The sequence below is a fragment of the Kitasatospora sp. cg17-2 genome (assembly GCF_054031055.1).
In genome coordinates this window covers 8,485,187-8,510,579 of sequence record NZ_CM132923.1, presented here as the reverse complement: position 1 = coordinate 8,510,579, position 25,393 = coordinate 8,485,187, and the positions used below count along the sequence as shown (strand labels likewise).

Genomic DNA, 25,393 nt, shown 5'->3' with positions numbered 1-25,393 from the left:
CACCCGCGCCGGCGCGGTCCGGCGTCGATTGACGGGAGTCGTCAATCGACGTGCGTGCGGGCCGGGTGCGGACGGACGGTACCGGCCATGAGCCTGATCCAGACCCCGAAGCCTGCCCCCACTCCCCCCACCGCTCCCTCCCCCACTGGCGCCGCCACTGGTGCCGACGCCGAACGGCCCCGGAGCGGACCGGCCGCGCTGCTCGGCCTGCTGACCGCCGCCGGCGGGCCCCGCTACGCCGCCGCCCTGCTGGTGGACGCCCTCGGCACCGGACTGCTGCGGCCGTTCCTGCTGCTCTACGGCATCGGCGTCCTCGCCCTGGACGCCGGGACGGCGGGCCTCGCGATGTCCGCCGGCATGGTCGCGGGGCTGCTGGTGCTCCCGCTGACCGGACGGTGGATCGACCTCGGCGCCCGCAGCCTGCCCGCCGCGGCGACGCTGCTGGTCCGGGCGGCCGGGTCGGTGACGCTGCTGCTGGCGGACGGGGTGGCCGGGTTCACGGCGGCGGCGGTGCTGCTCGGCGTGGGCAGCCAGTCCTGGCCCGCCACCCACGCCGCCGTGGTGTCGACGCTCACCGAGGGCCGCACCAGGGACGCCGCGCTCGCGGCCGGCCGGACGCTGCGCAACGCCGGGCTGGGCGCGGGCGCGCTGCTGGCGACGCTGGCGGTGGCGGGCGGCACGGGGACGCTCCAGCTGCTCGCCGGGGTCACCGCGGCGGCCTGCCTGCTGGCGGCGGGGCTGGTGCACTCGCTCCGGGTGTCCGCACCACCGGTGGAGGCACCGTCGCCCGGGCCGTCCGCGGCGACCGCCGCCCCCACCACCGGTCCCGCCCCCGCCTCCACCACCGATCCCGCGCTGCGCCGGATCACCCTGCTCAGCGTCGCCAACCTCCCCTTCGCCTTCACCTTCGACGTCCTGGAGGTGGCCCTGCCGGCCCTGCTGGTGCTGCACCTGCACGCCTCCGCCGCCTGGTCCTCCGGCATCTTCGTCGGCAACACCGTGCTGGTGATCGCCCTCCAGCTGGCCGTGGTGCTCCGGCTCGGCGAGCGGTCCCGGCACACCGTGCTGGCCACCGGCGGGATCGCGCTCACCCTCTCCTACCTGGGCTTCTGGGCGGCCGGCGGGCTCGGCGGCACGGCGGCGGCGGGCGCGGTGGCGGCGGTGTCGGTGCTGTACACGTTCGGCGAGATCCTCTACTCCGGTTCGGGGACGGCACTGGTGGCCGCGACCGCCCCGCCGCACCTGCTGGGCCGGGCGCTGGCGCGCTGGGAGCTGTCGATGGGTGTCGGCCGCGCCCTGGCCCCGGCGGCGCTGACCGCGCTGCTGGCCGTCGGTCCCGGCGTGCTCTGGCCCGTCCTGGCCGGTGCCACCCTGCTCTCCTCGGTCGCCGTGGCCCGGCTGCGCCCGCGCGGGTGAACCGCAGGCCGCCGTCCCCGGGGTGCGGGCGTGCGCCGGGTCGCCGATGCTGGGCGGCGAGGCGTGCACACCCGGCACGCGAGACGTGCGCACCCCGGCACGCAGGACGACGCGCCCGGCCGCGAGGAAGGACACCGTTCATGAGCGCCCTCGACTTCGAGGTCATCGACAGCCCGGACAGCTCGCTCAACAAGACCTCCGTGCTGGTCACCGGCCCCCAGGACGCGCTGCTGGTGGACGCCGGGTTCACCCGGTCCGACGGCCGCCGGCTGGTGGAGCGGATCCGGGCCTCCGGCAAGCGGCTGACCACGGTCTTCGTCAGCCACGGCGATCCGGACTTCTACTTCGGCGCCCAGGAGGTCCAGGACGCCTTCCCGGAGGCCCGGTTCCTGGCCACCGCGTCGACCGTCGAGCACATCACGGAGACCTTCGAGGCAAAGCTCCGCGCCTGGGCGCACCTCGGCCCCGAGCTGCCGACCCGGCTGGTCCTCCCGGAGGTGCTGCCCGGCGACGAACTGGTCTTCGAGGGCCACCGCTTCGAACTGCGCGGCGCCGACTTCCACCTGCCGGACCGGCACTACCTCTGGCAGCACCACCACCGCGCGCTGTTCGGCGGGGTGCTGCTGTTCCAGGGCCTGCACGTGTGGACGGCCGACACCCCGACCCCGGAGCAGCGCTCGGCCTGGATCGACCTGCTGGACGGCATGGCGGCGCTGGAGCCGGAGTTCGTGGTGGCCGGGCACCGGACGGCCGACGCGCCCACCGACACCTCCTCGATCGACCACACCCGCGACTACCTGCGGGGCTTCGAGACCGAGGTCGGCCGGGCGCCGGACGCGGCCTCGGCGCGGGAGGCGCTGGACCAGCGGTTCCCCGGGCTGGGCATGCCGCTGGCGGTCGACCTCGGGACGAAGGTCGCCAAGGGCGAGCTGGTCTGGGGCTGAGCGCGATGATCGAGATTCCGAGGGCCGCGGCCGCGTTCGCCGAGTCGGACGCCCCGGCCGACGTGGTCCGCCGCCAGTACCTGGCCTCGGCGCGCGGCGACCTGGCGGCGCTGCGGGCGACGCTCGCCGAGGACGTGGAGTGGACGGAGATGGCGGGATTCCCGCTGGCCGGCACCTACCGGACGCCGAAGGGCGTGACGGGCGGGGTGATGGACCGGCTGGCCGCCGAGTGGGAGGACTGGGCGGCGCACGACGACCGGTACGTGGTGGACGGCGAGGACGTGGTGGTGCTGGCCCGCTACACGGCGGTGCACCGGGCCACCCGGCGGGCGCTGAACGTGCGGGTGGCGCACCACTTCACGGTGCGCGGCGGGCGGATCGTGCGGTTCGAGCAGTTCACGGACACCGCCCTGGTCCGGGACGCGATGACTCCCTGAGCACTCCCCCGATCCCGCTCCCGCTCCCGGGCGGCGTCACCCGTTCGGGGGAGCCGCGGCGGCGCGCCGGACGCCGTCTCGACAGGCTCGCCGGCCGGCGGCAGGCTGTCCGTGGTTTCCGCCGCAGAGCGAGGAGTTCAGCATGGCCACGGACAGTACGGGCACCGACGGCGCCGGGCGGCAGCGTCCCATCGTGATCGTCGGCGCCTCCCTCGGCGGCGCGAAGGCGGCGCAGGCGCTGCGCGAGGCCGGGTACACCGGCGGCATCGTGCTGATCGGCGAGGAACACGAGCGCCCGTACGAGCGCCCGCCGCTCTCCAAGGGCTATCTGCTGGGCAAGAGCTCCCGGGAGAAGATCTACGTCCACCCGGCGCAGTGGTACGCGGAGCACGACGTGACGCTGCGGCTCGGCACCCGGGTGGTGTCGATCGACCCCGCCGCGCACACGGTGACGCTGGCCGACAACGGGCGGGTGGAGTACGCCAAGCTGCTGCTGACCACCGGTTCGGTGCCGCGCCGGCTGCCGGTTCCCGGCGGGGACTTCGGCGGTGTGCACTACCTGCGCCGGGTGGAGGACAGCGAGCGGATCCGCAAGGAGTTCCGCCCGGGCGCCCGGATCGTGGTGATCGGCGCGGGCTGGATCGGCCTGGAGACGGCGGCCGCGGCCCGGACGGCGGGCGCCGAGGTGACGGTGCTGGAGGCGGCCGAGCTGCCGCTGCTGCGGGTGCTCGGCCGCGAGGTGGCCCAGGTCTTCGCCGACCTGCACCGCGCCCACGGCGTGGACCTGCGGTTCGGGGCGAAGGTCGCCGAACTGACCGGCGCGGACGACCGGGTCACCGGCGTCCGCCTCGGGGACGGCACGGTGGTACCGGCGGACGCGGTGGTGGTGGGCGTCGGCATCGCCCCGGACACCGAACTCGCCGAGGCGGCCGGACTGGAGGTGGAGAACGGGATCAAGACCGACGAGCACCTGCGCACCTCGGACCCCGACATCCACGCGGCCGGCGACGTCGCCAACGCCTACCACCCGCAGCTGGGGCGCCACATCCGCGTCGAGCACTGGGCCAACGCCGTCAACCAGCCCCAGACGGCGGCCCGCGCGATGCTCGGCGAGGACGCGGTGTACGACCGCGTCCCCTATTTCTTCTCGGACCAGTACGACCTCGGCCTGGAGTACGTCGGCTGGGTGGAGCCGGGCGGCTACGACCGGGTGGTGTTCCGGGGGGACGTGGCGACCCGGGAGTTCATCGCCTTCTGGCTGGCCGAGGGCAAGGTCCTGGCCGGTATGAACGTGAACGTCTGGGACGTCACCGACCCGATCCGTTCGCTGATCCGCTCGGGACGGGTCATCGACCCGGCCCGCCTGGCGGACCCCGAGGTGCCGCTCGGCGACGTCTGATCCGGCACGGGCCGAGCCCCGCCCCCGCACGGCCGAACGGCCCGCTCCCGGAAGGCTGTTTCCGGGGGCGGGCCGTTCGGTGTTTCCCAGGGGTGGCTCAGGCGTGGCTCGGGTGTGGCTCAGGCGACGGGCGGGAAGGCCTCGGCATCGGGCTTCAGGAGCTGGCCGGGGGCCGGGGCCTTCTGGTTCACCAGGTAGTCGGTGACCAGCTTGTTCAGTTCCTTGCTGCGGCCGACGGCGCAGTGCTCGACCACGTCGACCGAGACCAGCACGGCGTTGCCCAGCTGGCGCTGCATGCGCTGCGCGAAGCCGTAGTTGGTCGCCGGGTCGTAGAGGTTGCCGATGACCATCACCGGGGCGGCGGTCTTGCGGTTCCACGGGCCGGTGAAGGTCTCGGCGTCGCGGGCCGGGGCCGGCCAGGAGGCGCAGGTCGGGCCGTCGAAGGCCTGGTAGCGGCCGAAGGTCGGCGACTCCTTCTCCCACGGCTTGGCCAGGTTGGCCAGGGTCCACGGGTTCGACGGGTACGGCTTGTCCTGGCAGTTGACGCCGTAGTAGGAGTCGTCGGAGGAGTACGGGGTCTCCGGCAGCGCCTCGCGCAGGGCGTTCGGCACGGTCCTGGCGAGCACCTTGGCGTTCTCGACGACGGCCGGGTCGACGGCGGGCGCGGCGGCGGGCGCGCCGGCGGCCAGGCCCTGCGGGGCGGCGGCCGGGGCGTTGAGCACCTGGTGGATCGCCTGCAGCGACACCGCGAGCGGCGCCTGGAGGCGCTGCGCGTAGAGGGAGCTGGCGACCTGGCTGGTGAAGCTGGACAGGGTGACCTGGGTACCGTCCGGCAGGGTGACCGGGCTGGTGCGCAGGTGGTCGCGGAGGGCGTCGAACTTGGCCCGGGTGTCGCCCTCGCCGAAGGCGCAGCGCGGGGCGCCCGCGGTCTGGCAGCGCTTCAGGAACTCGGTCAGGGCGACCTCGAAGCCGGTGGCGCGCTGACGGTCGTACTCGACGCCGTTGTGCATCCGCAGGTTGGGGTCGACGTTGCCGTCGACGATCAGGGCGCGCACCTTGTCCGGGTACATGCCCGCGTAGGTGGCGCCGATCAGGGTGCCGTAGGAGAAGCCGGCGAAGTTCAGCTTGCTGTCGCCGACGGCGCGCCGCATCCGGTCGAGGTCGCGGACCACGTTGATGGTCGACATGTGCTCGATGAGCGGGCCGGCGTTGCGCGAGCAGGCGTCGCTGTAGTCCTCGGTGGCGTCGATGGTCTGGGCTATCTCGGCCCTGGTCACCGGGACGCCGATCATGCGGTCGTTGACGGCCGCGGCCTCTTCGTCGGTGGTGAAGCACTTCAGCGGGTTGCTGCGGGCCACACCGCGCGGGTCGAAGCCGACCAGGTCGAAGCGGTCCTGGACGTCCTTGCCGAAGCGGGTGGTGGTCGCCCACAGGTAACCGCTGCCGCCCGGGCCGCCGGGGTTGAGGAACAGCGAGCCGATCCGCTTGGCCGGGTCGCTCGCGCGACGGCGCATCATCGCGATGCCGGTGGTCTCGCCCTTGGGGTGGTCGTAGTCGAGCGGCACCTGGTAGACGGCGCAGTCGTAGATCTTGGGGTCCGGCTGGCTCGGATCGGGGTTGCACGGCTTCCAGTCGACCGGTGCCACCTTGGCCTCGGCGGCTGCGCCGGGGGCCGGTGCTGCGACGGCCGCCGCGGCCGAGCCTGCGACGAGGGCGAGGGCACTGGTGACCGCCAGTACCGTGCCGGTGAATCGGGACACGAAACCTCCTCCGGTTCTGCGAACGCCGGACAGCCTGTCAGCCCTCGATCAACAGCGGAAGACGTGCGTGACCGCAGATTCTTGCGAGGAGTGCCCGATTGGCCGTCAATATCCTTTATCGGAGCCAGATTGACGGGAAACAGTGCGGCCGATGGCCGAAGATCATCATTAACCGTATGGTCTGGCAGCCCGGGGGCGCGCCGCGAGCGGCGGACGCCGGGTCGTGCGCCTGCGCTCCGTTGACCGTGTACAGCCCCGACTCGATACTCGGCGTTGCGAAACCCGACCGAACCGTTCCCGAGGATTCGCCGGCCACCACCGGCGGAGAGGTGGACAGTCATGGGCTTCCCGACCACACACGACGACGACCCCGCACCGGGCCCCCGGCCCGACCGGCGCACGGTCCTGACCCGGGCACTGGGCCTCACGGCGGTGGCCGGTCTGGGCGCCGTGGCCTCGATCGGGGCCACGGCCGGACCGGCGGCGGCCGAGGAGGGCAAGGACGGCAGGGAGAGCAAGGAAGGCAAGGAGGCCGAGGGCGCCAGGATCCTCGCCAGTCAGACCGACTGGCGGTTCTGCACCAAGTGCTTCGGCCTGTACTTCCGCGGCTACCCCACCGACGGCGCCTGCCCGGCGGGCGCGGGCCACGACTCGTCCGGCTACAACTTCAACATCCCGCACGACATCCCCGAGACCCCGACCGCCCAGCACAACTGGCGCTTCTGCACCAAGTGCTACGGCATGTTCTTCTGGGGTTACCCCGACAACGGCCGCTGTCCCGCCGGAAACGCCCACGCGGCGGCCGGCTACGACTTCGTCCTCCCGCACGACATCCCGGAGCCCCCCGGCTCGCAGCGCAACTGGCGCTTCTGTCCCAAGTGCTACGGCCTCTACTTCTACGGCTACCCCACCAACGGCGTCTGCCCGGCCGGGAACGCCCACTCGGTGGCCGGGTACGACTTCGTCCTCCCGCACCTGTAACCCGATCCCCGGGTGCGGGCGGGGCACCGCGCCCGCACCCGGCCCCCGGGGCGAAGACCGGCCTCAGCCGGTGGGGGTGAGCGGCGCGGTGGCCGGAGCGGGGGTGAGCCAGGAGGAACGGTCGCGCTCGGCGTACCGGACCGCGGGGCCCATGGCGCAGCCGGCGGCGAGGAAGAGGACACCGAGGACCAGCCAGCCCGGGCCGCCGCCGTCGAGGAGGAGGGTGGTCAGCAGCAGCGGTCCGGCGGTGCGGGCCACCGCCACGCCGGTGCCGAAGAAGCCCTGGTACTGGCCGAGCCGGTCGGCCGGGGCCAGGTCGAAGGCGATCTGCCAGGATCCGGCGGACTGCTTCATCTCGCCGAACACCTGGAGCACCGCGCCGCCGACGAGCAGGGCCGCCACCGCCCAGACCGGGACGGGCGCGGCCGAGAGCGCGAAGACCGCGCAGGAGGCGAGCAGGACGGCGCCGGCCTGGCGGACGGCCCGGGCCGCGGAGGGCAGGCCGGTGACGGCGCGGGCGGTGCGGACCTGGAGGAGGGTCACGCCGACGGTGTTGAGGACGAAGAGGGCCGAGCCGAGCCAGCCGAGTTGCGGGGCGCGGTCGGCGATCCAGAGCGGGATCACCAGGCTGAGCAGGGGCATCCGCAGCAGCAGCACGGTGTTGACCAGCGTCACGACCGCGTAGCGGCGGTCGGCCAGCACCGCGAAGCCGCCGTCCCGGCCCTTCCGGGCCGTCGCACCGTCCGCCCCGGCACCGCCCGCCGCACCGGCCACCGCGACGGTCGCCGGGACCACCGCCGGGAGCCGCAGCAGGATCAGGCCCGTGGCCAGGAAGCCGAGCGCGGTCAGCGTGAACGCGGCGAGGAAGGCCACCCTGGTCCCGACCGTGAGCGCGACGCCGCCGAGCGCGGCGCCCACCGCCAGCCCGGCGTTGAGGGTGGCCTGCAGCCGGGCGAGCGCCGCCGTCCGCTCGCCCTCCGGGACGAGGCCGCCGACCAGTGCCTGCCGGGCCGCGCCCAGTCCGGACTGGGCGGTGGCGTAGAGGCAGGCGGCGACCAGGAACGGCAGGAAGTCGTCGACCACGAGGAACGAGGCGACCACCGCCGCCGTGACGAACGCCAGCGCCGCCGCCGTGCCCCGGGGGCCGCGCCGGTCGGCGAGGTGGCCGAGCGGTACGCCGGCGACCGAACCGATCGCCCAGGCCACCGCGAGGCCGAGGCCGAGCCGGGTCGGCGAGAGACCGACGATCCGGGTGAAGTAGAGCGCCGAGCTGGTGTAGTAGGCGCCGTCTCCGATCGCGCTCACCAACTGGGCTGTCGCAAGGGTTCGTTGGGATCCGGACAGCGGGGTGCGGCGGGACGGCACGATGCTCCTGGGGTGGTGGGCCATCAGTGGTTCTTCGGTGTGGACACCAGTCTGTGCCGATGGCGGACCACGCGGAAGGTCCAGTGGATCATCATGATCCTGGGCCGCTTCGGCAAATCGTTTTCCGGAGGACCGCGCTCCGGGTCGCCCCCGCTCCGGCGCCGACCTCACCCCGCCCGCCCCTGTCCGCCCGCACGCGCCCCCTGAGTAGGCGTCACTCGTACGGCGGTACCGTGCGCCCTGCGCGGCGTGTCACGCGCCCTCTGTGTCCGCCCGATCCGACATCCGCACAGATGTCCGAGCATGCCCCAAGTGCCCGTGTTGACCGGCCAGTAGGCCCCTCCTATGCTCATCCGCGTTCTCATTGGCGAACGTGGACACGACCAGAACGTGGCCGCCGTCGCACGCACCGTCCGGCACCGCCCGGCACCGGGGCGGGACCCTCACGGCCCGCCCGTCCGGAGCCGTCACCCGGCGAGAGGGGCTCCTCCCATCAACATCTCCATCGTGCCCCCGGCCGGCACGGACCCCGCCGCCGAGCAGCCGCCCGCCCCCCAGCAGGGGCCCGCGGCCGAGCAGTTGCCCACCGCCGAGCGGCGGCCCGCCGACACCGACACCGACACCGACACCGACCGCCGACGCTTCCTCACCTATCTGCTCGCCGCGCCGACCCTCACCGTCGCCGCCCGGGCCGGACTCGACGCCGTCGCACCCGCCACCGCCCGGGCCGCCGCGGCCGCACCGGCGCCGGCCCCGCCCGCTCCGGCGCCCGCAGCGGCCGCGCCGTCCGCCGCCCCCTCCCAACTGATCGGCCTGCCCGGCATCCCGGACATCGTCGACCTCGGTCAGGCCCTGCAGGTCGCCGGCCTGCCCACCGCTCACCTGCTCGTCCTGGAGATCACCACCGCCGGCCGCGCCGTCCTCCACCTGCCCCGCCTGGAGGTCGGCCAGGGACTGACCACCACGGTCGCCATGATGGTCGCCGAGGAACTCGACGCACGGCTGTCCGATGTCGACGTCCCGCTCTCCGACAGCCGCCCCGACCTGCTGTTCAACCAGCTCACCGGCGCCTCCAACTCGGTCCGCACGCTCTACGACCCGGTGCGCGGCGCGGCCGCCGCCGCCCGGGCCCGGCTGGTCACCGCCGCCGCCCGCCGCTGGTCGCTGCCCGCCGACACCCTGCGCACCGCCGACTCCGCCGTCACCGCCCCCGACGGCCGTCGGGCCGGCTACGGCGAACTCGCCGTCGAGGCCGCCGCCGTCGCGGTGCCCGCCGTCCCCGCCACCCCCAAGCCGCCCGAGCAGCGCCGGGTGATCGGCCGCCCCACCGGCCGGATCGACGCCCGCGACATCGTCACCGGCCGCGCCAAGTACGCCGGCGACCTCGCCGTGGCCGGCGCGGTGCCGACCGTCGTCGCCCGGCCCACCACCATCAACGGCACCCTCGCCTCGCTCGACGCCTCCGCCGCCCGCGCCATGCCGGGCGTGCTCGCGGTGGTCACCGTGCCGACCGGGGTCGCCGTCCTCGCCGAGACCTTCGACCAGGCCCTCAAGGCCCGCGACGCGCTGCGCACCACCTGGAACCCGGGCCCGGTCGCCGCGCTCTCCGACCCGGACATCCGGGGGAAGCTGCGGGCCGCGCACGCGCCGTTCCTGATCCCGCCGCTGCTCACCCAGTACGTGGACGGCGAGTTCGACTTCGCCTTCGTCAACCACGCGCCGATGGAGGTGCTGACGGCGATCGCCGACGTCCGCCCGAACCGCGCCGAGTTCTGGTTCGCCGCGCAGACCCCGATCGTCGCGCAGCAGACCCTCGCCGCCGAACTCGGCCTGCCGCAGGACGCGGTGACGGTGCACGTGGTGCGCGGCGGCGGGTCCTTCGGCCGCCGCCTCTTCTTCGACGCCGCCGTGGAGGCCGCGCGGATCTCCCGCGCCGCGGGCCGCCCGGTCAAGCTGATGTGGACCCGCAACGACGACATGCGGCACGGCCGGATGCGCCCCGCCAGCCACCACCGGGTCCGCGCCACGTACGGGCTCGGCCAGGTGCTCAGCTACGAGCACCGCGCCGCCACCGTGACGACCGACTTCGGCCACGGACTCGGCGAGGCGCTCACCGCCGCCGGCTTCCAGCTCTCGGTCGCCGGGCTCTCGCTCGCCCAGGCCTTCTTCCTGCTCAGCCAGAGCAACCCGTACAACCTGGGCGTCCCCACCCAGTTGCTGGCCGAGGTGCCGCTGAGGATCCCGACCGGCAGTTGGCGCTCGGTCTACTCGGGCACCGTCCGGGTGGCCGACGAGATCATGGCGGACGAACTGGCCCGCCGCCTCGGCCAGGACCCGGTCGCCTTCCGCCGCGCCCGGCTGCGGGAGCCGGCCGGCCGGGCCGTGCTCGACACGGTCGCCCGGGCGGGCGGCTGGGGCCGCGCCATGCCGGCCGGACAGGCCCAGGGCATCGGCTACCACGCCGAGAACGGCGGCCGCGCCGCCTACCTGGTCGAGATCGACGCGGCCGACCCGAAGCAGCCCCGGGTCACCAAGGCCGTGATCGCCGCCGACGTCGGCACGGTGATCAACCCCACCGGCCTGGAGGCGCAGCTGACCGGCGCGCTGATCGACGGGATCTCGGTGATCCTCCAGGCCGGCAACCACATCGACGGCGGCGCCGTGCGCGAGGGCAGCTTCGGCGACTTCCACTACGCCCGGCAGCGGCACACCCCGCCGGTGGTCGAGATCCACCTGCTGCCGCCGAGCGGACCGCCCGGCGGCGCGGGCGAACTGGGCGTCCCGGCGGCCTCCGCCGCCGTCGCCAACGCCTACGCCCGGGCCACCGGGACCAGCCCGCGGTCCTTCCCGATCAACTTCTGACCTCGCTCGACCTCCGACCGCCCGACCACGTCCGGCCCCGCCGACCCGACCGACCCGTCCGACCACGTCCGACCCGCTCCCCACGAACCCCACGAACCCCACGAGCCCCCGAGGAACGCGCCTCCGATGCCCAGCCACACCTTCGTCCTCAACGGCCGACCGGTCACCGTCGAGGCACCGGACGACATGCCGCTGCTCTGGGTACTGCGCGACAAGCTGGGCGTCACCGGCCCCAAGTACGGCTGCGGCGTCGGCGTCTGCCGCGCCTGCACCAGCCACCTGGACGGCGAGGAGATCCAGCCCTGCACCGTGCCGGTCAAGGACTGCGCCGACCGCCGGGTCACCACCATCGAAGGACTCGCGGACGGCGACACCCTGCACCCCGTCCAGGAGGCCTGGCTGGACTGCGACGTCGCCCAGTGCGGGTTCTGCCAGCCCGGCCAGATCATGACGGCGGTCGCGCTGCTGCGCCGCAACCCCGCGCCCACGGACGCCGACATCGATCTGATCCAGAACATCTGCCGCTGCGGCAGCTACCCCCGGATCCGCGAGGCCGTCAAGCGCGCCGCCGCCGCCGCGACCGCGACAACGACCGCGACAACGGCAGCGACAGCGACAGCGACAGCGACCGGCGGCAGCTGAGTCAGGACTGGTCCCAGGCGTCGACGGTCAGCAGCGCCTCCGCCGGACAGGCGGCGATCAGGTCCGGGTACAGGTCGCGGCGCCGGATCCCGGCTCCGAACACGGATCCGTCCACGAGCAGCGGCAGCACCTCGCCCGCCCGGGCCGTGTACCGCTGCGGGTAGCCGTCGAACCGCAGCTGCTCCGCCCGCCCGGCCGCGACCAGCCCGGCGATCCAGTCCAGCCCGCCGATCCCGGTCTCCCACTTGGCCAGTACGACGTCCTCGCCGTCCCCCGCCGCCGGTACCGTCACCACGAACCACCAGCCGAGCATCCGAGCCCCCTCCCCCGCCGCGCCACCGCGATCCCCCCGAGCGTACGCGGCGCCGCGCGCCCGCGGTGTTCGTTCGCCGCGCCCGCCCCGCCCATGATCGAATCATCCGTCGGGACCGGTCGGTGAGCAGGGGGAGACGGACATGGTGAGCAGCGGCGGGCGGGTGGCCGTCCTCGGCGGCGGGGTGGCCGGGCTCACGGCGGCGACGGAACTCGCCGAGCGCGGCTACCGGGTGACGGTGGTGGAGCCGACCGGCTGGGGCGGCAAGGCCCGCAGCTCCGCCGTCCCCGGCACCGGGACCGGTGGACGCCTCGACCTGCCGAGCGAGCACGGCTTCCGGTTCTTCCCCGGCTTCTACCGGAGCCTGCCGGACACGCTGCGCCGGATCCCCTTCGCCGGGCAGCCGGACGGCGTCGCCGGCAACCTCCGGGAGGCCACGCACATGCTGACGGCCCGCTCCGGCCGGGTCGGCGAACTCCTCACGGACGTCTCGCTCGCGGCCGGGGCACGCAGCCCGCTGGAGTTCCTCCGCGCCACCGGCCTGCGCCCCGGCAACGGGACCGCCCTCGGTCCCGGCCTGACCGACGAGGAACTGCTCTACTACGCGAACCGGCTGCTGGTCTACATGACCAGCAGCGACGAACGGCGGCTCGGGCAGTGGGAGTCCACCTCCTGGTGGGACTTCACCCGCGCCGACGGCGCCTCGGAGGAGTACCGCCGGACGTGCGTGGTCGGGAACACCCGGACGGTGGTGGCGGCCCGGGCCGAGGTGTGCAGCACCCACACCGTCGGCGGCTTCCTGGAGGCGTTCGGCTACGGCTTCCTCGGCCTCGGCGAGGTGCAGGCCGCCGACCGGGTGCTGAACGCCCCGACCAGCACCGCCTGGATCGACCCGTGGGTCGCGCACCTCGGCACCCTGGGCGTCCGGACCGAACTCGGCTGGGCCGTGGAACGGCTGACGGTGGCCGGGGGCTCGGTCACCGGAGCGGTGCTGCGCGGACCGCTCGGGCAGCGCGAGGAGCTGACCGCCGACCACTACGTCTGCGCGCTGCCGGTGGACCGGATCGGGGCCCTGCTGGAACGCGGGCTGGCCGCCGCCGACCCGGAGCTGAAGAGCGTCACGGAACTGCGGACGGACTGGATGGTGGGCATCCAGTTCTACCTGACCGAACCGGTGCCGGTGGTCCGCGGCCATGTGCAGTACCTGGACTCGCCCTGGGCGCTGACCTCGATCAGCCAGGCCCAGTTCTGGGACCGCGACTTCCGCGCGACGTACGGCGACGGCACGGTGGCCGACTGCCTGTCGGTCGACATCTCGGACTGGGACACCCCCGGCATCCGCTACGGGAAACCGGCCCGCGAGTGCACCAGGGCCGAGGTCGCCGCCGAGGTCTGGGCCCAGCTCTGCGACGGACTGAACGGCCCCGGCCGGCCGACCCTGCACCGGGGGCTGCTGCACTCCTGGCACCTGGACCCGGCGGTGCGCGGCCTGGACGGACCGGGCCCGGCCGTCAACGACGAGCCCCTGCTGATCAACACCACCGGCTCCTGGGCGGCCCGCCCGGCCGCCGCGACCGCCGCGCCCAACCTCTTCATGGCCGGCGACCACGCCCGGTGCCCGGTCAACCTGGCCACCATGGAGGGCGCCAACCAGTCGGCGCGGCTGGCGGTCAACGCGCTGCTCGCGGCCGCCGGGGACGACGCCGCGCCGGCCGAGGTGCACGAGCTCCACCGGCCCGCCGAACTGCGGCGGCTGAAGGAGGTGGACGCCGAACTGTTCCGCCAGGGCCGGGCGCACATCCTGGACGGTCCGGCCCCGTGGGAGGAGGCCGGACGGGGCGCGTGACCGGGTGGCCGGGCACGAGTACGCGTGACCGGGTGTCCGGCGTCAGCGCTCCCGGTCGGTGATCAGCCCGGCCAGCGCCACCAGCTCTGCCGCGGCGGCGGGGTCCCCGGTGAGCGCGCCCAGCCGGTCACGGGCCGAGGCCGCGTGCCCGGCGGCCCGCTCCTCGGTCCACCGGCGCCCGCCGGCCCGCTCCACCAGCAGCGCGAGCCCGGCCGGGTCCACCGCCTCCCCGGCGGCGGCCCGCCGGTACTGCTCGGCGAGCCGGTCGCCGTCCGCCGTGCCGGATTCGAGGGCCGCCACCACCGGCACCGAGAGCTTGCGCCGACACAGGTCGTTGAAGACCGGCTTGCCGGTCACCGCCGGGTCGCCCCAGATCCCCAGCAGGTCGTCCACCAGCTGGAAGGCCATCCCGAGGTCATGGCCGAACGCCGCCCACCCGGCCACCGCCTCGGGCCCGGCCCCGCCGTACAGCGCGCCCAGGCGACAGGCGCAGGAGAACAGCGAGGCGGTCTTGGCCGCCACCATCTCCAGGCACTCGTCCGGGCCCACCCCGTCCCTCCGCTCGAAGACGAGGTCGAGGCTCTCCCCCACGGCCAGGTCGACCAGCGTCGTCAGCAGCGCGGCCGAGGCCTCCCGGCCCACGCCGTCCCCGTCGCCGTCCTCCTCTCCGACCACCAGCACGTCGAGGACGGTGAGCAGCAGCCCGTCCGCCGACCGCGCGGCCGCGGAGGGCCCGAACACCCGCCAGGCGGCCTCCCGGTGCCGCCGCACGGTGTCGCCGTCCAGCACGTCGTCGTAGAGCAGGGAGAGGTTGTGCACCACCTCCACCGCGGCGGCGGCCGGTACCGCGCGCCGCCGGTCCCCGCCGACCGCCCCGGCGCAGGCCAGCGTCAGCGCCGCCCGGACGAACTTCCCGCCCTGCCCGGAGCCTTCCCCGGACCAGCCGAACTGGTACGCCGCCACCTGCCCGGCGCTCCCGCCCAACCGGTCCACCCAGGTGCGCAGCTGAAGCTCGCACGCCTCCCCGGCCGCCCTCAGCAGCCGCTCGGCCGACACCTCTCCCGTCACGACCCCGCCCCTCCGTCCGTTCCCCGCGCCTCCGCCCACGCACTGCGACGATCTTCCCCCGCCTCCGTGTGCGCGGGACCACCGAGGTCCCGCCCGGGGTCCGGCCTGGTGGCGAGGGGCTGGTCCGCCTAGGGTGGGGCGGCACCAATGTCGCTTGTCCAAGGGGTGGTTGAGGATGATCCGGCGCCGATCGCTGCTGACCTTCGCGGGCGTGGGAGGTGCGGCGCTGACACTGCCGGGTGCCGCCGCCGCGCAGGCCGTTCCCTCCCCTGCTCCGGCTGCCGCTCCCACCGCCGCCGGGCCGGGGCCGATCGACCTGCCGGCGCCGACGGTGCGACGGCCGGTCGGCACGGTGTCACTGCGGCTGGTCGACCAGGACCGGCAGGACCCGTTCGCCCCGGCGCCGGGACCGCGCGAGCTGATGGTGCAGCTCTGGTACCCCGCGACCGGGACCGCCGGGCGGGCGCGCGCGGCGTACTCCACGGAGCGGGTGGCGGCCGTGCTGGATCGGACCGCCTTCCTCAACCCGGGCACGTTCGGCCGGCTGCGCCCGACCGCGCGGGTGGCCGCGCCGCCTGCGCCGGGGGCGCTCCCGCTGCTGCTGCTCGGGCACGGCCGCAAGGGCGGGCGCAGCAACTGCACCGCGCTGGCCGAGGAGTTGGCCGCGCACGGCTACCTGGTCGCGGCGCTCGACCACACCTACGACGCGGCCGCCGTCGAGTTCCCGGACGGCCGGGTGGTGCTCAGCGCACTGGAGGACGAGCCCGCCGACTGGGACGCCGCCGAACGCAAGGAGATCGCCGTCCGGGCCGCCGATCTCCGCTTCGTGGCAACGGAGTTGACCACCGGCCGGACGGTCCGGCGGCACCCCGGGCTGCCGTGCGGCGACCCGGGGCGGATCGGTGTGCTCGGCCACTCGTTGGGCGGCGCGGCGGCCGCCGAGGCGGTCCGGCAGGACCGGCGGTTCGCGGCCGGACTGGACCTGGACGGCGGACTCTTCGGCTCGCCGGTGCCGGACGAGGGCCTGGACCGGCCGTTCCTGCTGTTCACCGCGCTCGACGACCACGACACCTGGCGGCGCTGGCGCGAGCACCAGCGCGGTTGGGGGCGGCACCTGCGGCAGCGGGACTCCGGCCATCTGAGCTTCACGGACCTGCCGCACGTGGCCGGCCCGGGGCACCTGGCCGACCACGCGCCGCCGGAGGTCTACACGCAGTTGTTCGGCACCATCGCGCCGGAGCGCGCGACCGAGCTGGCCCGGACGTATGTACGCGTGTACTTCGACCGGTTCCTGCGCGGGCGCCCCTCGCCGCTGCTGAACGCCCCCTCGCCGCGGCACCCGGAGATCTCGTTCGTCTGGAGCCGCGGCTGAGGTGGGGTTCGAGCGACCCGCCCTACCCGACGGCCTCGGGGTCGCGGCCGAAGAACGCGGCGAGCCGGTCGTACACCGGCGCGTCCTCGGCGACCGCGATCTCCGGGCCGAAGGCGCGCTGCTCCTCCTCGCTTCCCCGGTACTCGGGCCGCAGCGCACCGCGCCCCCAGACCAGTGCCGCCTGCCCGACCTCGTGGTCCAGCCCGGCGGTGGACTGGCCGGTGGCCCGGGCGAGGTCCCAGCCGTGCACGGCGAACTCGGCGATCTGCTGGTCCACCGGGAAGCGGGCCGGCAGTTCCCCGACGCCGGGGATCTCGATGACACCGCCGAGGTCGCCCGCTCCGCGCCAGGCGGCCACCAGTCGCTCCGCGCCGCTCTCGAAGCGGTGCAGCCAGTCGTCCTCGACCCGCTCGAAGGGCTCCGACCAGTCGGGCGTGCCGCCCTCCGCCCGGACGGTGAACTGCCGCAGGTCGTTCAGCAGGTGGCTGATCAGCTGTCCGACGTCCCAGGACCGGCAGGAGGTCGGGTGGCCGGCGAGTTCGGTGCCGACGCCGTCGATCAGCCCTGCGGTCTGCGCGAGCGCGCGGGCGAGCAGCTCGATCGGGTCTTCCGCTCCGGTCATGACGCACCTCTCCGTCGGCGGGGCCGCTCCGGCCCCTCACGCGGGACCCGTGCGCCGGCGCGCGGCCGTTCGGACGCGCGCCCGCACACGTGGTCGGACCGGCCGATCGTAAACGCGGGCACCGACAACCGGCCCGGAGCAACACCCCGGGCCGGTCGTCGGTGCGTCCGACGTGTCCGGCGCGTCCGGCCGGTTCGCGGCGGGCCGCACCGGGTCCCCGGCGTGTCCGACCCGTCCGACGTGTCCGGCCGGTCGTCGGCGGGTCGGACCCGGATCAGCCGGCGAAGCCGCCGTCCACCGCGATCTCGGCGCCGGTGATGTACCGGCCCTCCGCACCGGCCAGGTGCGCGATCATGGCGGCGACCTCGGAGGGCCGGCCGAAGCCGCCGGCCGAGGTGAAGCCGGACTGGAAGTCGGCACCCGGGCCGTCCGCCGGGTTCAGCTCGGTGTCGATCGGGCCGGGGTGGATCACATTGACGGTGATCCCGCGCGGGCCCAGCTCGCGGGCCAGCGACTTGGTGAGCCCGATCATCGCGGCCTTGCTGGTGGCGTAGAGGCTGCCGCCCCCGAACGCCGCCCGCTTGGCCATGCAGCTGCCGATGGTGACGATCCGTCCGCCCTCGGTCAGATGGGCCGCGGCCGCCTGGGCGAACAGGTACGGCGCCCGGACGTTGACGTCCAGCACCCGGTCGACGTCGGCGAGGGCGGTCTCCTCGATCGGGCCCATGTGGCCCACCCCGGCGTTGTTGACCAGGATGTCGAGGCGGCCGAAGCGCTCGGCCACCGCCGCCACCGCGGCGCGGACCGCCTCCGGGTCGGCGCTGTCGGCCCGGACCGCCCAGCCGCGCCGGCCCATCGCGGTGATCTTGGCCGCGACGGCCTCGGCCCGCTCGGCGCTGCCCAGGTAGGTCACCACCACGTCGGCGCCGTCCTCGGCGAGCCGCAGGGCCACCGCCTCCCCGATCCCCCGACTGCCGCCGGTCACCAGAGCCACCTTGCCGTCGAGCGCCGCGATACCGGTCGTGATCGTCATCTCGTCAGAACTCCTCGTGTCGTTCGTGGACATGACTCGATCCTCGGCCGTGGCGGTCCCGGAGTCCGGCGGTATTCGGACGTCGCGTTCAACGTTCAACTACCGCCGGCGCGCCCCGATCCGGGCGCCCCGATCCGCGCGCCTCCGCACGCGCGCCGGGTCCGCCCCCCGCCTCGCTCCCCGCCCCGCCCCGACACGTCCCGACACGCCGAACGGCCGCCCCGGGGGCAGGGCGGCCGTTCGGTCCACCGGGGTGCGGGACCCAGTGGAGCGGGGTCAGAAGGACAGGGTCTGACCCGGGAAAATGAGGTTCGGGTTGGCGCCGATCGCCTTGATGTTGCGAGCGTGCAGGCCGGCCGTGTCGAGGCCGAACTTGGCGGCGATGCCGCTCAGCGTGTCGCCGCTCTTCACGACGTAGCCGCCGCCGGCGAAGCCCTTCTCGGGCGCGGCGGGTCCGCCGGTGGACCCGGTGGCGGGCGCGGCGGGCTTCGCGGCGCCCTGCGGCGGGGTCTGCGCCGGGGCCTTGCGGGCGGGCGACTTCTGGTTCTGGGCGGGGGCCCGGTCCGCCTTGGCCGGCTGCTGCTTGGCCGGCTGCGGGGCCTTGGGCTCCTGGTCGGGCGTGTCGGCGACGACGGCGGGCGCACCGCCGCGGCTCAGGCCCGCCTTGGCCGAGCAGACCGGCCAGGCGCCGGGGCCCTGCGAGGCGAGGACCTTCTCGGCGACGGCGATCTGCTGCGCCCTGCTCGCCTGGTGGGCCTGCGCGGCGTAGGCGGCACCGCCGTACGCCCTCCAGGTCGAGGGGGTGAACTGCAGTCCGCCGGAGAAGCCGTTGCCGGTGCTGATGCTCCAGTTGCCGCCGCTCTCGCACTGGGCGACGGCGTCCCAGGCGGAGGCGGGGGCGGCAGCGGCCGAGGTGGCCGTGACGAGGCCGGCCACCGGCAGGGCCGCGACAGCGGCTCCCGCGACCACGGCCATCCGAACGCGGTTGCGCTTGGTGGCGGCGGTGGTGGTGGCAGCGGCGGTCTCGTGACGGGGATTCATGGAAGTCCTTTCGGCAGAACCCGGGCAGGCATGCGGAACCAGGCCCCTGCCGGGGCCGGTTGTCGCTCCCTCACTCGATGGGCGGCCGGCGCACGTGTCCGACGTGCCGTGCCGCCCCGGCCACCCTCCGCTCGCCGACTGCCCCTTGAGGCCGGTCGTGTCGACGGCCACCGCCCTGGTGCCGATGGTCGGTCGGCGGGCCGTGGGTCGGGGGTGAACCCGGGTGGTGCTCGTTGCACCGCCAAAGAAGCTACGGGCGCTACCGGGCCGCATCAAGCAATTCTTGGTCGTCCCAGGTCAGTCGACTGTTACCGGCGGTATCGATCATGAAACCGACCCGGAAACGACCGGCTTTGACCGCATTCCCCGGCCCAAACGGTCGATTTCCGTGCGCTCGCTCACATCGGGTCGGCCGAAAGTCCGGCCGCTTTGTCGACTTACCGTCACCAATTCCTGACGCGCCGTCACCTCGCGGACCGGAGTTCCCGATTCCACCGAGCGGCAAGGTGGCGTTCGCCACTCCGACTACCCAGCGTGAGCGGAAAGTCGCTCAGCGCACGGCACACGACCCGTCCTTGTACACACCGAACGGCACGCCGACGACGCGTCGATCGACCTGGTGACCGAATGTCGAACGTCCGGACGACGCCCCGTCAGCACGCTCTCAGCCGACGTCGCCCAGCCCCGCGTCCCGGGCCAGCAGCGCCGCCTGCACCCGGTTCTCGCACCCCAGCTTGGCCAGGATCCGGCTGACGTACGTCTTCACCGTCGCCTCGCTCATATGGATCCGGGCCCCGGCGTCCGCGTTGGACAGCCCCTCGCCCAGCAGCGCCAGCACCTCCAGCTCGCGTTCGGTCAGCACCTCCAGCCGCTGCCGGGCCCGGGCGCCGCGTGCCGCGACCGGCCCCGCCGACCCGCCCGCCAGCGAGTCGACGATGTGCCGGGTCGCGGCGGGCGACAGGAAGGCGTGCCCGGTGGCGGCCGCCCGGACGGCCTGGATCAGCTCGGCCGGCGCGGTGTCCTTCAGCAGGAAGCCGGCGCCACCGTCGCTCACGGCGCGCAGCACGTTGTCGCGCTCCCCGAAGGTGGTGAGGATCAGCGCCCGCGCGCCGGGGGCGACCCTCGGCAGCTCGGCGAGCGCCGACAGACCGTCCAGCACCGGCATCTGGATGTCCAGCAGGACGACGTCCACCCGGTGCGCGCGGGCCAGTTCCAGCGCCTCCCGGCCGTCGGCGGCCTCGGCCACCACGTCGATGTCCTCGGCGGAGGACAGGATCATCCTGATCCCGGCCCGGATGAGCGGCTCGTCGTCGGCGACGAGGACTCGGATCACTGCTGGTCATCCCCCTGGTACTGGTCCGGACGGCGCGGCGGCGGACCGGCCGGTGCCCCGCGGACCATCCTGGCATCCCCCTCGCTCACTGCTTCACCCGGTAGTGCTGCTTCTCGACCAGCACCCCGTCCTTGAAGCAGAACCGGACGACGGCGTCCTCGCCCCAGGCGGTCCCCCCGTTGTCGTCCGAGAGGTAGCGGACACAGTCCGCCCCCTCCGGCGGGGTGGGGCCGGTGCCCTCCAGGTTCCTCAGGAAGAAGTCGCTGCCCCTCGGCAGCTGCTTCCGCACCTCGGCCTCCGGGGTGCCGAGCTCCGTACTGTCGTAGACCGACCGCTTCACCGTGGACTCCTCCGCGGCCCGGACGAAACCGGCCACGCCCCAGACCAGCAGCCCGAGCACGGCCGCCAGCACCGCGACCCCGCCGACCGCGCAGCCGATCGCCGGGCTGCGCCGCTTCGGCGGCGCGGCCGCCGCCCCGGGCACCCCGCCCGGCCAGGCGTCCGCCTCCGGGCCCCCGGTCTCCGACCCGGCGTCGACGCCCTGGGCCGCGGCACCGTCCGCGCCCCGGTACGGCAGCACGGCGGCCAGCCGGAAGCCCGCCCCCGCGGTCGGGCCGGCGTGCACCATGCCGCCGACCAGCCGCGCCCGCTCGCGCAGCCCGGTCAGCCCCTGGCCGCCGCTGACCACCGCCGGGGCGGCGCCTCCGGCGCGCACACCCACCGGCTCGGGCGCCGCCGGGTTCACCACCTCCACCACCAGCGCGTCCGGCTCGTAGCGCAGCGCCACCGTGATCGGCGCCCCGGGGGCGTGCTTGTGCGCGTTGGTCAGCGCCTCCTGCACCACCCGGTACGCCGCGTGCCCGGCGGAGGCGGCCAGCGGACGGCGCTCGCCGTCCCGGAGCAGCGAGACCGGCGTACCGGCCGCGCGGGAGGACTCGACCAAACCCTCGATCCCGTCCACACCCCCGGTCCCGACGCCCCCGGCCCCGGCCCCCGCTCCGACACCTCCTACTGCCGCCGGCCCGGGCCCCGGCCCCGGCGGGAGCGCCGTCGACTCGTCGTGCAGCACGCCGACCACCTCGCGCAGCTCCCGCATCGCCGCGACCGCGGCCAGCCGCAGCACCCCGACCGCCTCGCGCTGCCGGTCGGTGAGCGTCCGGTCGACCTCCAGCGCCCCCGTGTGCACCGAGATCAGGGCCAACTGGTGGCCCAGGCTGTCGTGCATGTCCTGGGCGATCCGGTGCCGCTCGCGCAGCCGCGCCTGGTGCGCGATCATCGCGTGCTCGCGCACCAGTTGCTCGTTGCGCTCGCGCAGCGCGTCGGTCAGCGCCCGGCGCTGCGCCCGGTACCGGCCCCAGAGCGCGGGCAGCACGGCGAGCAGCAGGTAGCCGCCCAGCGAGAAGCCGACGATCAGCTTGGCCGGGACCTGCCCGGCGTCCTTGAGCACCCCGAACAGGGTCATCAGCGCCCAGCCGGCGGCGAACGAACCGGCCAGCACCCCGACCCGGCGGATCCGGGCACCGGCCGACCAGCCGACGCAGACCAGCAGCGGCAGCGTGCCGCCGCCGAAACCGCTGGCCACTGCGGTGAGCACCAGGGCGGTCGCGGGCAGTCCTCGGCGCACCAGGAAGAGGAGGCCGGAGCCCACCGCCGTCGGCAGGGCCAGCCCGGTGCCGCTGAGCACCTCGATCGGCGCGGCCAGCCCGGCGATCAGCAGCGCTCCCACCACCTCGCGGACCACCAGCCCGAACCGCCAGGGGCCGGGCAGTGCCGTTCGAACCGCCTTCGACCAGGCTCTCGCTATGACGTCCACCCGTCGAGGCTAACGAATCGCCGCTGGTCACCGCCGTCACCGTTCGTCGCCGCCGGCTCCGACGAAAGTCGTTCCCGGTCCGCCCGGACGGCCCCTCGCCCCCGTACTCCCCCGCGTCGGGACGTGCCGCGCACCCCGCGCCGGGAGTCAGCGGTACCCAGTGAGCATCAGCGCGACGTCGTCGACCCGGTGCGTGGAGCCGACCTCCCGCAGCACCCGGTCGGCCAGGCCGTCCAGCCCGGCCGTCGCGATCAGCCGGCCGACCTCCGGGCCCGCCAGCGCCGCCCGCAGCCGGTCCACTCCGGCGTCGATCTCCACCGCCGGGTCCTCGACCAGGCCGTCGGTGTAGAGGGCCAGCACCGAGCCCGGCTCCAGCCGCAGCTCGCTGATCGGGTACACGGCGTGCTGGTCGACGCCGAGCAGCGGCCCGCCGGGCACCTCCAGCGCCTCGGCCCGCCCGTCCGGGTGGCGCAGCACCGGCGGCAGGTGGCCGGCCCGGGCGAGCAGGGCGGTGCCCTCCCCCGGGGTGAGGCGGACCAGGCAGCAGCTGGCGAGCAGTCCGGGGTCGAGGTCGAGCAGCAGCTGATTGGTCCGGGCGAGCACCTCGTCCGGCGGGTTGCCGCCGGTGGCGAAGGCCCGCACGGCGCTGCGCAGCTGGCCCATGGTGGCGGCGGCGCCGACGCTGTGGCCCTCGACGTCGCCGATGACCAGGCAGAGGTCCCGCCCGGTGACGATGGCGTCGTACCAGTCGCCGCCGATCTCCATGCCCTGGGTGCCGGGCAGGTAGCGGGCCGCGATCCGGACCCCGTCCAGGCGCGGCAGCCGGTGCGGGAGCAGCGCCTGCTGGAGGCCCCGGGCGAGGGTGAACTCGGCGTCGTACAGCCGGGCGCGTTCCAGGGCCTGGGCGATGAAGCCGGCCAACGCGGTGAGCAGGCCGCGCTCCTCCAGGGTGAACGGGCGGGGCCGGTCGAAGCCGAGGATGCAGCTGCCGACCGGGTGGCCGGAGGCGATCAGCGGCAGGAACGCCCAGGCGCCCATGTCGTCGAGCGCCAGTCCGGGGTAGGCGGCGGCGAGCTGTCCGACGTTCTCGAAGAAGATCGGGGTGCCGGTGCTGAGCGTCTCGGCCCCGGGCACCCGGGCACCGACCGGGGTGCCCTCGAAGCGGTCGAGGAAGCCGTCGGGGTAGCCGCTCTGCGAGACCAGGTGCAGGTGCTTCTCGCGGATCGTGTAGATGGCGAGTTCCTGTCCGCCGAGGGCCGGGAGGATCTCGTCGGCCACGGCCCGGCAGACCTCGCGGACGGTGACCGCCTCGCTCAGCGCGCTGGCCAGCTGGAGCAGGTGGTACATGACGCCGAGGCCGGTCCAGGTGCCGGGCGCGGGGGGTTCGGCGGCCGGGGCGGCGGCGTCGGGCGGCGGGTCGGCGGCGACCACCCGGCCGGTGACGCCGTGCGCGTCGGGGTAGAGCGAGAAGGCCAGCCAGTGGTCCGGCGGCCGGCGGGCGAGGAAGGCGGTGGGCTGCTGGGAGAGCAGCGCGGCCCGGTAGCGGTTCTCGTACACGGGGTCGGACAGCCAGGGCAGCACCTGCCACGGGTGGTGGCCGACCAGGTCCTCGCGGCGGGCCTGGAGCAGCAGCTCGACGCTGTGGTTGGCGTAGGTGATGCGGCCGTCCGGGTCGAGCGAGAAGACGCCCTCGCGCAGCCGCTCCACGGCGGCGGCCGCGGCGGTGCCGGTACGGGTGTCGAGCACGGCGCCGACCAGGCGCCCGCGGGCGCCGGGGCCGTCGCGGGGCACCCGGGCCCAGAGTTCGACGGGGTAGGGGTGGCCGTCCCGGTCCAGCACCCGCAGTCGCGCGGCGAGCACCCGGCCCCGGTCGAGGGCCCCGCGCACGGCGGCCCGGAACTCCGGCAGGTCGCCGGGGGCGATCCGGGCGGCCAGGCTCTCGGCGCGGCCGTCGAAGTCGCCGGGGGCGAGCCCGAAGATCTCGCAGAACTGGTCGTCGGCGGCGACCTCGCCGAGCGCCACGTCCCAGTCGAAGAGGCCGACCCGGGTGGTCGGCGCGGAGGGCGGGGTGAGTTCGACGACCGTGGTCTCGCCGTTGGGCTCCACCGGGTGGCCGGCCGCCTCCAGCTCGGCCAGTCCCGCGGCCAGCCGGGCGGCGACCGCGCGCGCATGTCGGCGCGCGCCCTCGGGCACGCCGTCGTCCGAGGCCGCCCAGAGCATCCCGAGCACCCCGAAGACCTCCTCGCCCGCCCGGACCGGGACGTAGGCGGAGGCGAAGTCGTAGGGCAGGCCGACGGCGAGCTGCGGGAAGCGCCGCATGGTGTCCTCGGTGTCGGCGAGCAGGACCGTGCGGCCGGTGCGGTAGGTGACCGCGATCGGCAGCGGACCGGCCGCGGCGATCCGCCGGAACGGGCCGAGCACCGACAGCGGCACCCCGGCGACCGCGCACAGCACCAGCGAGCGGCGGTCGCGGGAGCGCAGGTAGACGGTCGCGCCGTGCGCGTCGGTGCCGCCGAGCACCGTCCGGACGGCGGAGGTCAGCAGCGCCTCCCGCTCCCGCGCCGGGTCCCGGCCTTCCGGCCCCGCCGGTTCGCGGGCCGGTTCGCGGGCAGCACCCACCGCTGGGCGGCGCGGATCGGGACGCGCCGCCCGGGCATCCCCGTCGCGAGGAGGCGGACCGGGCGGGTCCGCCGGAACACCCTGGCGCATCCTCTCTTGCTACGCCGGGCCCCAGGGGCTGTCAAGGCGAACCCCACCGGTCCCGGGGTGCCCACCGGTCCCGACCGCGCCACCATCGTGCCCATGACGCCCCGCACCCCGGGCCCCGGCCCGACCACCGTGGTCAATCTCAAGGGCCACCGCGACGACCCGGCCTTCGCCGACGTGGTCTACGTCGGCCGGGCGATGCACCGCGGCGGCTGGCACCTCGTCGAGTCGCCGCTGCACTGCCCGTTCCGCCCGGGCCCCGGGCTCCCGCGCGAGGCGATGCTGCGCGAGTACCGGGCGTACCTGCTGGCCCGCCCCGAGCTGCGCGGGCACCGCCTCGCCTGCTGGTGCGCCCCGCTGCCCTGCCACGCGGACGTCCTGGCCGACCTCGCCGACCACGGACTCCGAGGTCTTCCCGGTCTTCCCGGCTGAGCCCTGGG

General features: G+C 75.1%; 20 protein-coding genes. 10 read left to right on the top strand and 10 right to left on the bottom strand.

Going from position 1 to position 25,393, the window contains the following annotated elements; translation table 11 throughout:
• Positions 1–87 precede the first annotated feature (87 nt).
• The 4 genes from ACW14Y_RS35720 (at position 88) to ACW14Y_RS35705 (ending at position 4,196) form a co-directional block, all read left to right on the top strand.
• Positions 88–1,416, top strand: coding sequence for an MFS transporter (locus ACW14Y_RS35720; protein ID WP_456984824.1), 1,329 nt, complete (start codon positions 88–90; stop codon positions 1,414–1,416).
• A 140-nt stretch (positions 1,417–1,556) separates the two neighbouring features.
• Positions 1,557–2,360, top strand: coding sequence for an MBL fold metallo-hydrolase (locus ACW14Y_RS35715; RefSeq protein WP_380308633.1), 804 nt, complete (start codon positions 1,557–1,559; stop codon positions 2,358–2,360).
• A 5-nt stretch (positions 2,361–2,365) separates the two neighbouring features.
• The gene (locus ACW14Y_RS35710) at positions 2,366–2,797 is read left to right on the top strand and encodes a nuclear transport factor 2 family protein (protein WP_380308635.1); all 432 of its coding nucleotides are present in this window, start codon (positions 2,366–2,368) and stop codon (positions 2,795–2,797) included.
• 142 nt (positions 2,798–2,939) lie between these two features.
• Positions 2,940–4,196: an NAD(P)/FAD-dependent oxidoreductase gene (locus ACW14Y_RS35705; RefSeq protein WP_456984823.1), complete on the top strand. Its 1,257-nt coding sequence runs from the start codon at positions 2,940–2,942 to the stop codon at positions 4,194–4,196.
• A gap of 119 nt (positions 4,197–4,315) precedes the next feature.
• On the opposite strand, the gene ACW14Y_RS35700 is transcribed toward ACW14Y_RS35705, so the two are convergent.
• Positions 4,316–5,956 (bottom strand): alpha/beta hydrolase, encoded by a 1,641-nt coding sequence (locus tag ACW14Y_RS35700; protein WP_402722682.1) that lies wholly within the window; start codon positions 5,954–5,956, stop codon positions 4,316–4,318.
• Between the two features lie 339 nt (positions 5,957–6,295).
• Between ACW14Y_RS35700 and ACW14Y_RS35695 the strand changes: the two genes are divergently transcribed.
• Entirely contained in the window at positions 6,296–6,937 is a 642-nt protein-coding gene (locus ACW14Y_RS35695) for a hypothetical protein (RefSeq protein WP_456984821.1), read from the top strand.
• A 63-nt stretch (positions 6,938–7,000) separates the two neighbouring features.
• On the opposite strand, the gene ACW14Y_RS35690 is transcribed toward ACW14Y_RS35695, so the two are convergent.
• On the bottom strand, positions 7,001–8,326 hold the full coding sequence (locus ACW14Y_RS35690; protein WP_456984820.1) for an MFS transporter: 1,326 nt from the start codon (positions 8,324–8,326) through the stop codon (positions 7,001–7,003).
• 483 nt (positions 8,327–8,809) lie between these two features.
• Here ACW14Y_RS35690 and ACW14Y_RS35685 point away from each other — a divergent pair, with 483 nt between their 5' ends.
• A complete protein-coding gene (locus ACW14Y_RS35685; protein ID WP_456984819.1) occupies positions 8,810–11,164 on the top strand; it encodes a molybdopterin cofactor-binding domain-containing protein in 2,355 nt (784 codons plus the stop codon).
• Positions 11,165–11,290: 126 nt separating this feature from the next.
• The gene (locus tag ACW14Y_RS35680) at positions 11,291–11,806 is read left to right on the top strand and encodes a (2Fe-2S)-binding protein (protein WP_456984818.1); all 516 of its coding nucleotides are present in this window, start codon (positions 11,291–11,293) and stop codon (positions 11,804–11,806) included.
• 1 nt (position 11,807) lies between these two features.
• Here the strand turns inward: ACW14Y_RS35680 and ACW14Y_RS35675 are convergent, their stop codons facing one another.
• A complete protein-coding gene (locus ACW14Y_RS35675; protein ID WP_380308648.1) occupies positions 11,808–12,119 on the bottom strand; it encodes a hypothetical protein in 312 nt (103 codons plus the stop codon).
• A gap of 142 nt (positions 12,120–12,261) precedes the next feature.
• Here ACW14Y_RS35675 and ACW14Y_RS35670 point away from each other — a divergent pair, with 142 nt between their 5' ends.
• The gene (locus ACW14Y_RS35670; RefSeq protein WP_456984817.1) at positions 12,262–13,965 is read left to right on the top strand and encodes a hydroxysqualene dehydroxylase; all 1,704 of its coding nucleotides are present in this window, start codon (positions 12,262–12,264) and stop codon (positions 13,963–13,965) included.
• Between the two features lie 42 nt (positions 13,966–14,007).
• Here the strand turns inward: ACW14Y_RS35670 and ACW14Y_RS35665 are convergent, their stop codons facing one another.
• Complete coding sequence (locus tag ACW14Y_RS35665; protein WP_456984816.1) at positions 14,008–15,033, bottom strand: polyprenyl synthetase family protein; 1,026 nt, start codon at positions 15,031–15,033, stop codon at positions 14,008–14,010.
• A gap of 175 nt (positions 15,034–15,208) precedes the next feature.
• Here ACW14Y_RS35665 and ACW14Y_RS35660 point away from each other — a divergent pair, with 175 nt between their 5' ends.
• Positions 15,209–16,405, top strand: coding sequence for an alpha/beta hydrolase (locus ACW14Y_RS35660; RefSeq protein ID WP_456984815.1), 1,197 nt, complete (start codon positions 15,209–15,211; stop codon positions 16,403–16,405).
• 22 nt (positions 16,406–16,427) lie between these two features.
• Here ACW14Y_RS35660 and ACW14Y_RS35655 read toward each other — a convergent pair whose 3' ends face one another.
• The 6 genes from ACW14Y_RS35655 to ACW14Y_RS35630 all read right to left on the bottom strand — a co-directional run bounded on the left by ACW14Y_RS35655 (position 16,428) and on the right by ACW14Y_RS35630 (position 24,866).
• Entirely contained in the window at positions 16,428–17,027 is a 600-nt protein-coding gene (locus ACW14Y_RS35655; protein WP_380308657.1) for a TIGR03086 family metal-binding protein, read from the bottom strand.
• A gap of 274 nt (positions 17,028–17,301) precedes the next feature.
• Positions 17,302–18,060 (bottom strand): SDR family NAD(P)-dependent oxidoreductase, encoded by a 759-nt coding sequence (locus ACW14Y_RS35650; protein ID WP_402722687.1) that lies wholly within the window; start codon positions 18,058–18,060, stop codon positions 17,302–17,304.
• Positions 18,061–18,336: 276 nt separating this feature from the next.
• Positions 18,337–19,101: a transglycosylase family protein gene (locus ACW14Y_RS35645; RefSeq protein WP_456984814.1), complete on the bottom strand. Its 765-nt coding sequence runs from the start codon at positions 19,099–19,101 to the stop codon at positions 18,337–18,339.
• Between the two features lie 664 nt (positions 19,102–19,765).
• Positions 19,766–20,434: a response regulator gene (locus ACW14Y_RS35640; RefSeq protein WP_380303436.1), complete on the bottom strand. Its 669-nt coding sequence runs from the start codon at positions 20,432–20,434 to the stop codon at positions 19,766–19,768.
• Between the two features lie 85 nt (positions 20,435–20,519).
• A complete protein-coding gene (locus ACW14Y_RS35635) occupies positions 20,520–22,247 on the bottom strand; it encodes a sensor histidine kinase (RefSeq protein WP_456984813.1) in 1,728 nt (575 codons plus the stop codon).
• Positions 22,248–22,394: 147 nt separating this feature from the next.
• Entirely contained in the window at positions 22,395–24,866 is a 2,472-nt protein-coding gene (locus ACW14Y_RS35630) for a SpoIIE family protein phosphatase (protein ID WP_380303432.1), read from the bottom strand.
• 183 nt (positions 24,867–25,049) lie between these two features.
• Between ACW14Y_RS35630 and ACW14Y_RS35625 the strand changes: the two genes are divergently transcribed.
• Positions 25,050–25,385: a DUF4326 domain-containing protein gene (locus tag ACW14Y_RS35625; RefSeq protein ID WP_456984812.1), complete on the top strand. Its 336-nt coding sequence runs from the start codon at positions 25,050–25,052 to the stop codon at positions 25,383–25,385.
• Positions 25,386–25,393: the final 8 nt, after the last annotated feature.

Excerpts from the sequence above, each read along its gene's own strand:
- ACW14Y_RS35720 (WP_456984824.1), top strand. The coding sequence starts at position 88 with ATGAGCCTGATCCAGACCCCGAAGCCTGCCCCCACTCCCCCCACCGCT.
- ACW14Y_RS35715 (WP_380308633.1), top strand. The coding sequence starts at position 1,557 with ATGAGCGCCCTCGACTTCGAGGTCATCGACAGCCCGGACAGCTCGCTC.
- ACW14Y_RS35710 (WP_380308635.1), top strand. The coding sequence starts at position 2,366 with ATGATCGAGATTCCGAGGGCCGCGGCCGCGTTCGCCGAGTCGGACGCC.
- ACW14Y_RS35705 (WP_456984823.1), top strand. The coding sequence starts at position 2,940 with ATGGCCACGGACAGTACGGGCACCGACGGCGCCGGGCGGCAGCGTCCC.
- ACW14Y_RS35695 (WP_456984821.1), top strand. The coding sequence starts at position 6,296 with ATGGGCTTCCCGACCACACACGACGACGACCCCGCACCGGGCCCCCGG.
- ACW14Y_RS35690 (WP_456984820.1), bottom strand. The coding sequence starts at position 8,326 with ATGGCCCACCACCCCAGGAGCATCGTGCCGTCCCGCCGCACCCCGCTG.
- ACW14Y_RS35680 (WP_456984818.1), top strand. The coding sequence starts at position 11,291 with ATGCCCAGCCACACCTTCGTCCTCAACGGCCGACCGGTCACCGTCGAG.
- ACW14Y_RS35675 (WP_380308648.1), bottom strand. The coding sequence starts at position 12,119 with ATGCTCGGCTGGTGGTTCGTGGTGACGGTACCGGCGGCGGGGGACGGC.
- ACW14Y_RS35670 (WP_456984817.1), top strand. The coding sequence starts at position 12,262 with ATGGTGAGCAGCGGCGGGCGGGTGGCCGTCCTCGGCGGCGGGGTGGCC.
- ACW14Y_RS35660 (WP_456984815.1), top strand. The coding sequence starts at position 15,209 with ATGATCCGGCGCCGATCGCTGCTGACCTTCGCGGGCGTGGGAGGTGCG.
- ACW14Y_RS35655 (WP_380308657.1), bottom strand. The coding sequence starts at position 17,027 with ATGACCGGAGCGGAAGACCCGATCGAGCTGCTCGCCCGCGCGCTCGCG.
- ACW14Y_RS35650 (WP_402722687.1), bottom strand. The coding sequence starts at position 18,060 with ATGACGATCACGACCGGTATCGCGGCGCTCGACGGCAAGGTGGCTCTG.
- ACW14Y_RS35645 (WP_456984814.1), bottom strand. The coding sequence starts at position 19,101 with ATGAATCCCCGTCACGAGACCGCCGCTGCCACCACCACCGCCGCCACC.
- ACW14Y_RS35625 (WP_456984812.1), top strand. The coding sequence starts at position 25,050 with ATGACGCCCCGCACCCCGGGCCCCGGCCCGACCACCGTGGTCAATCTC.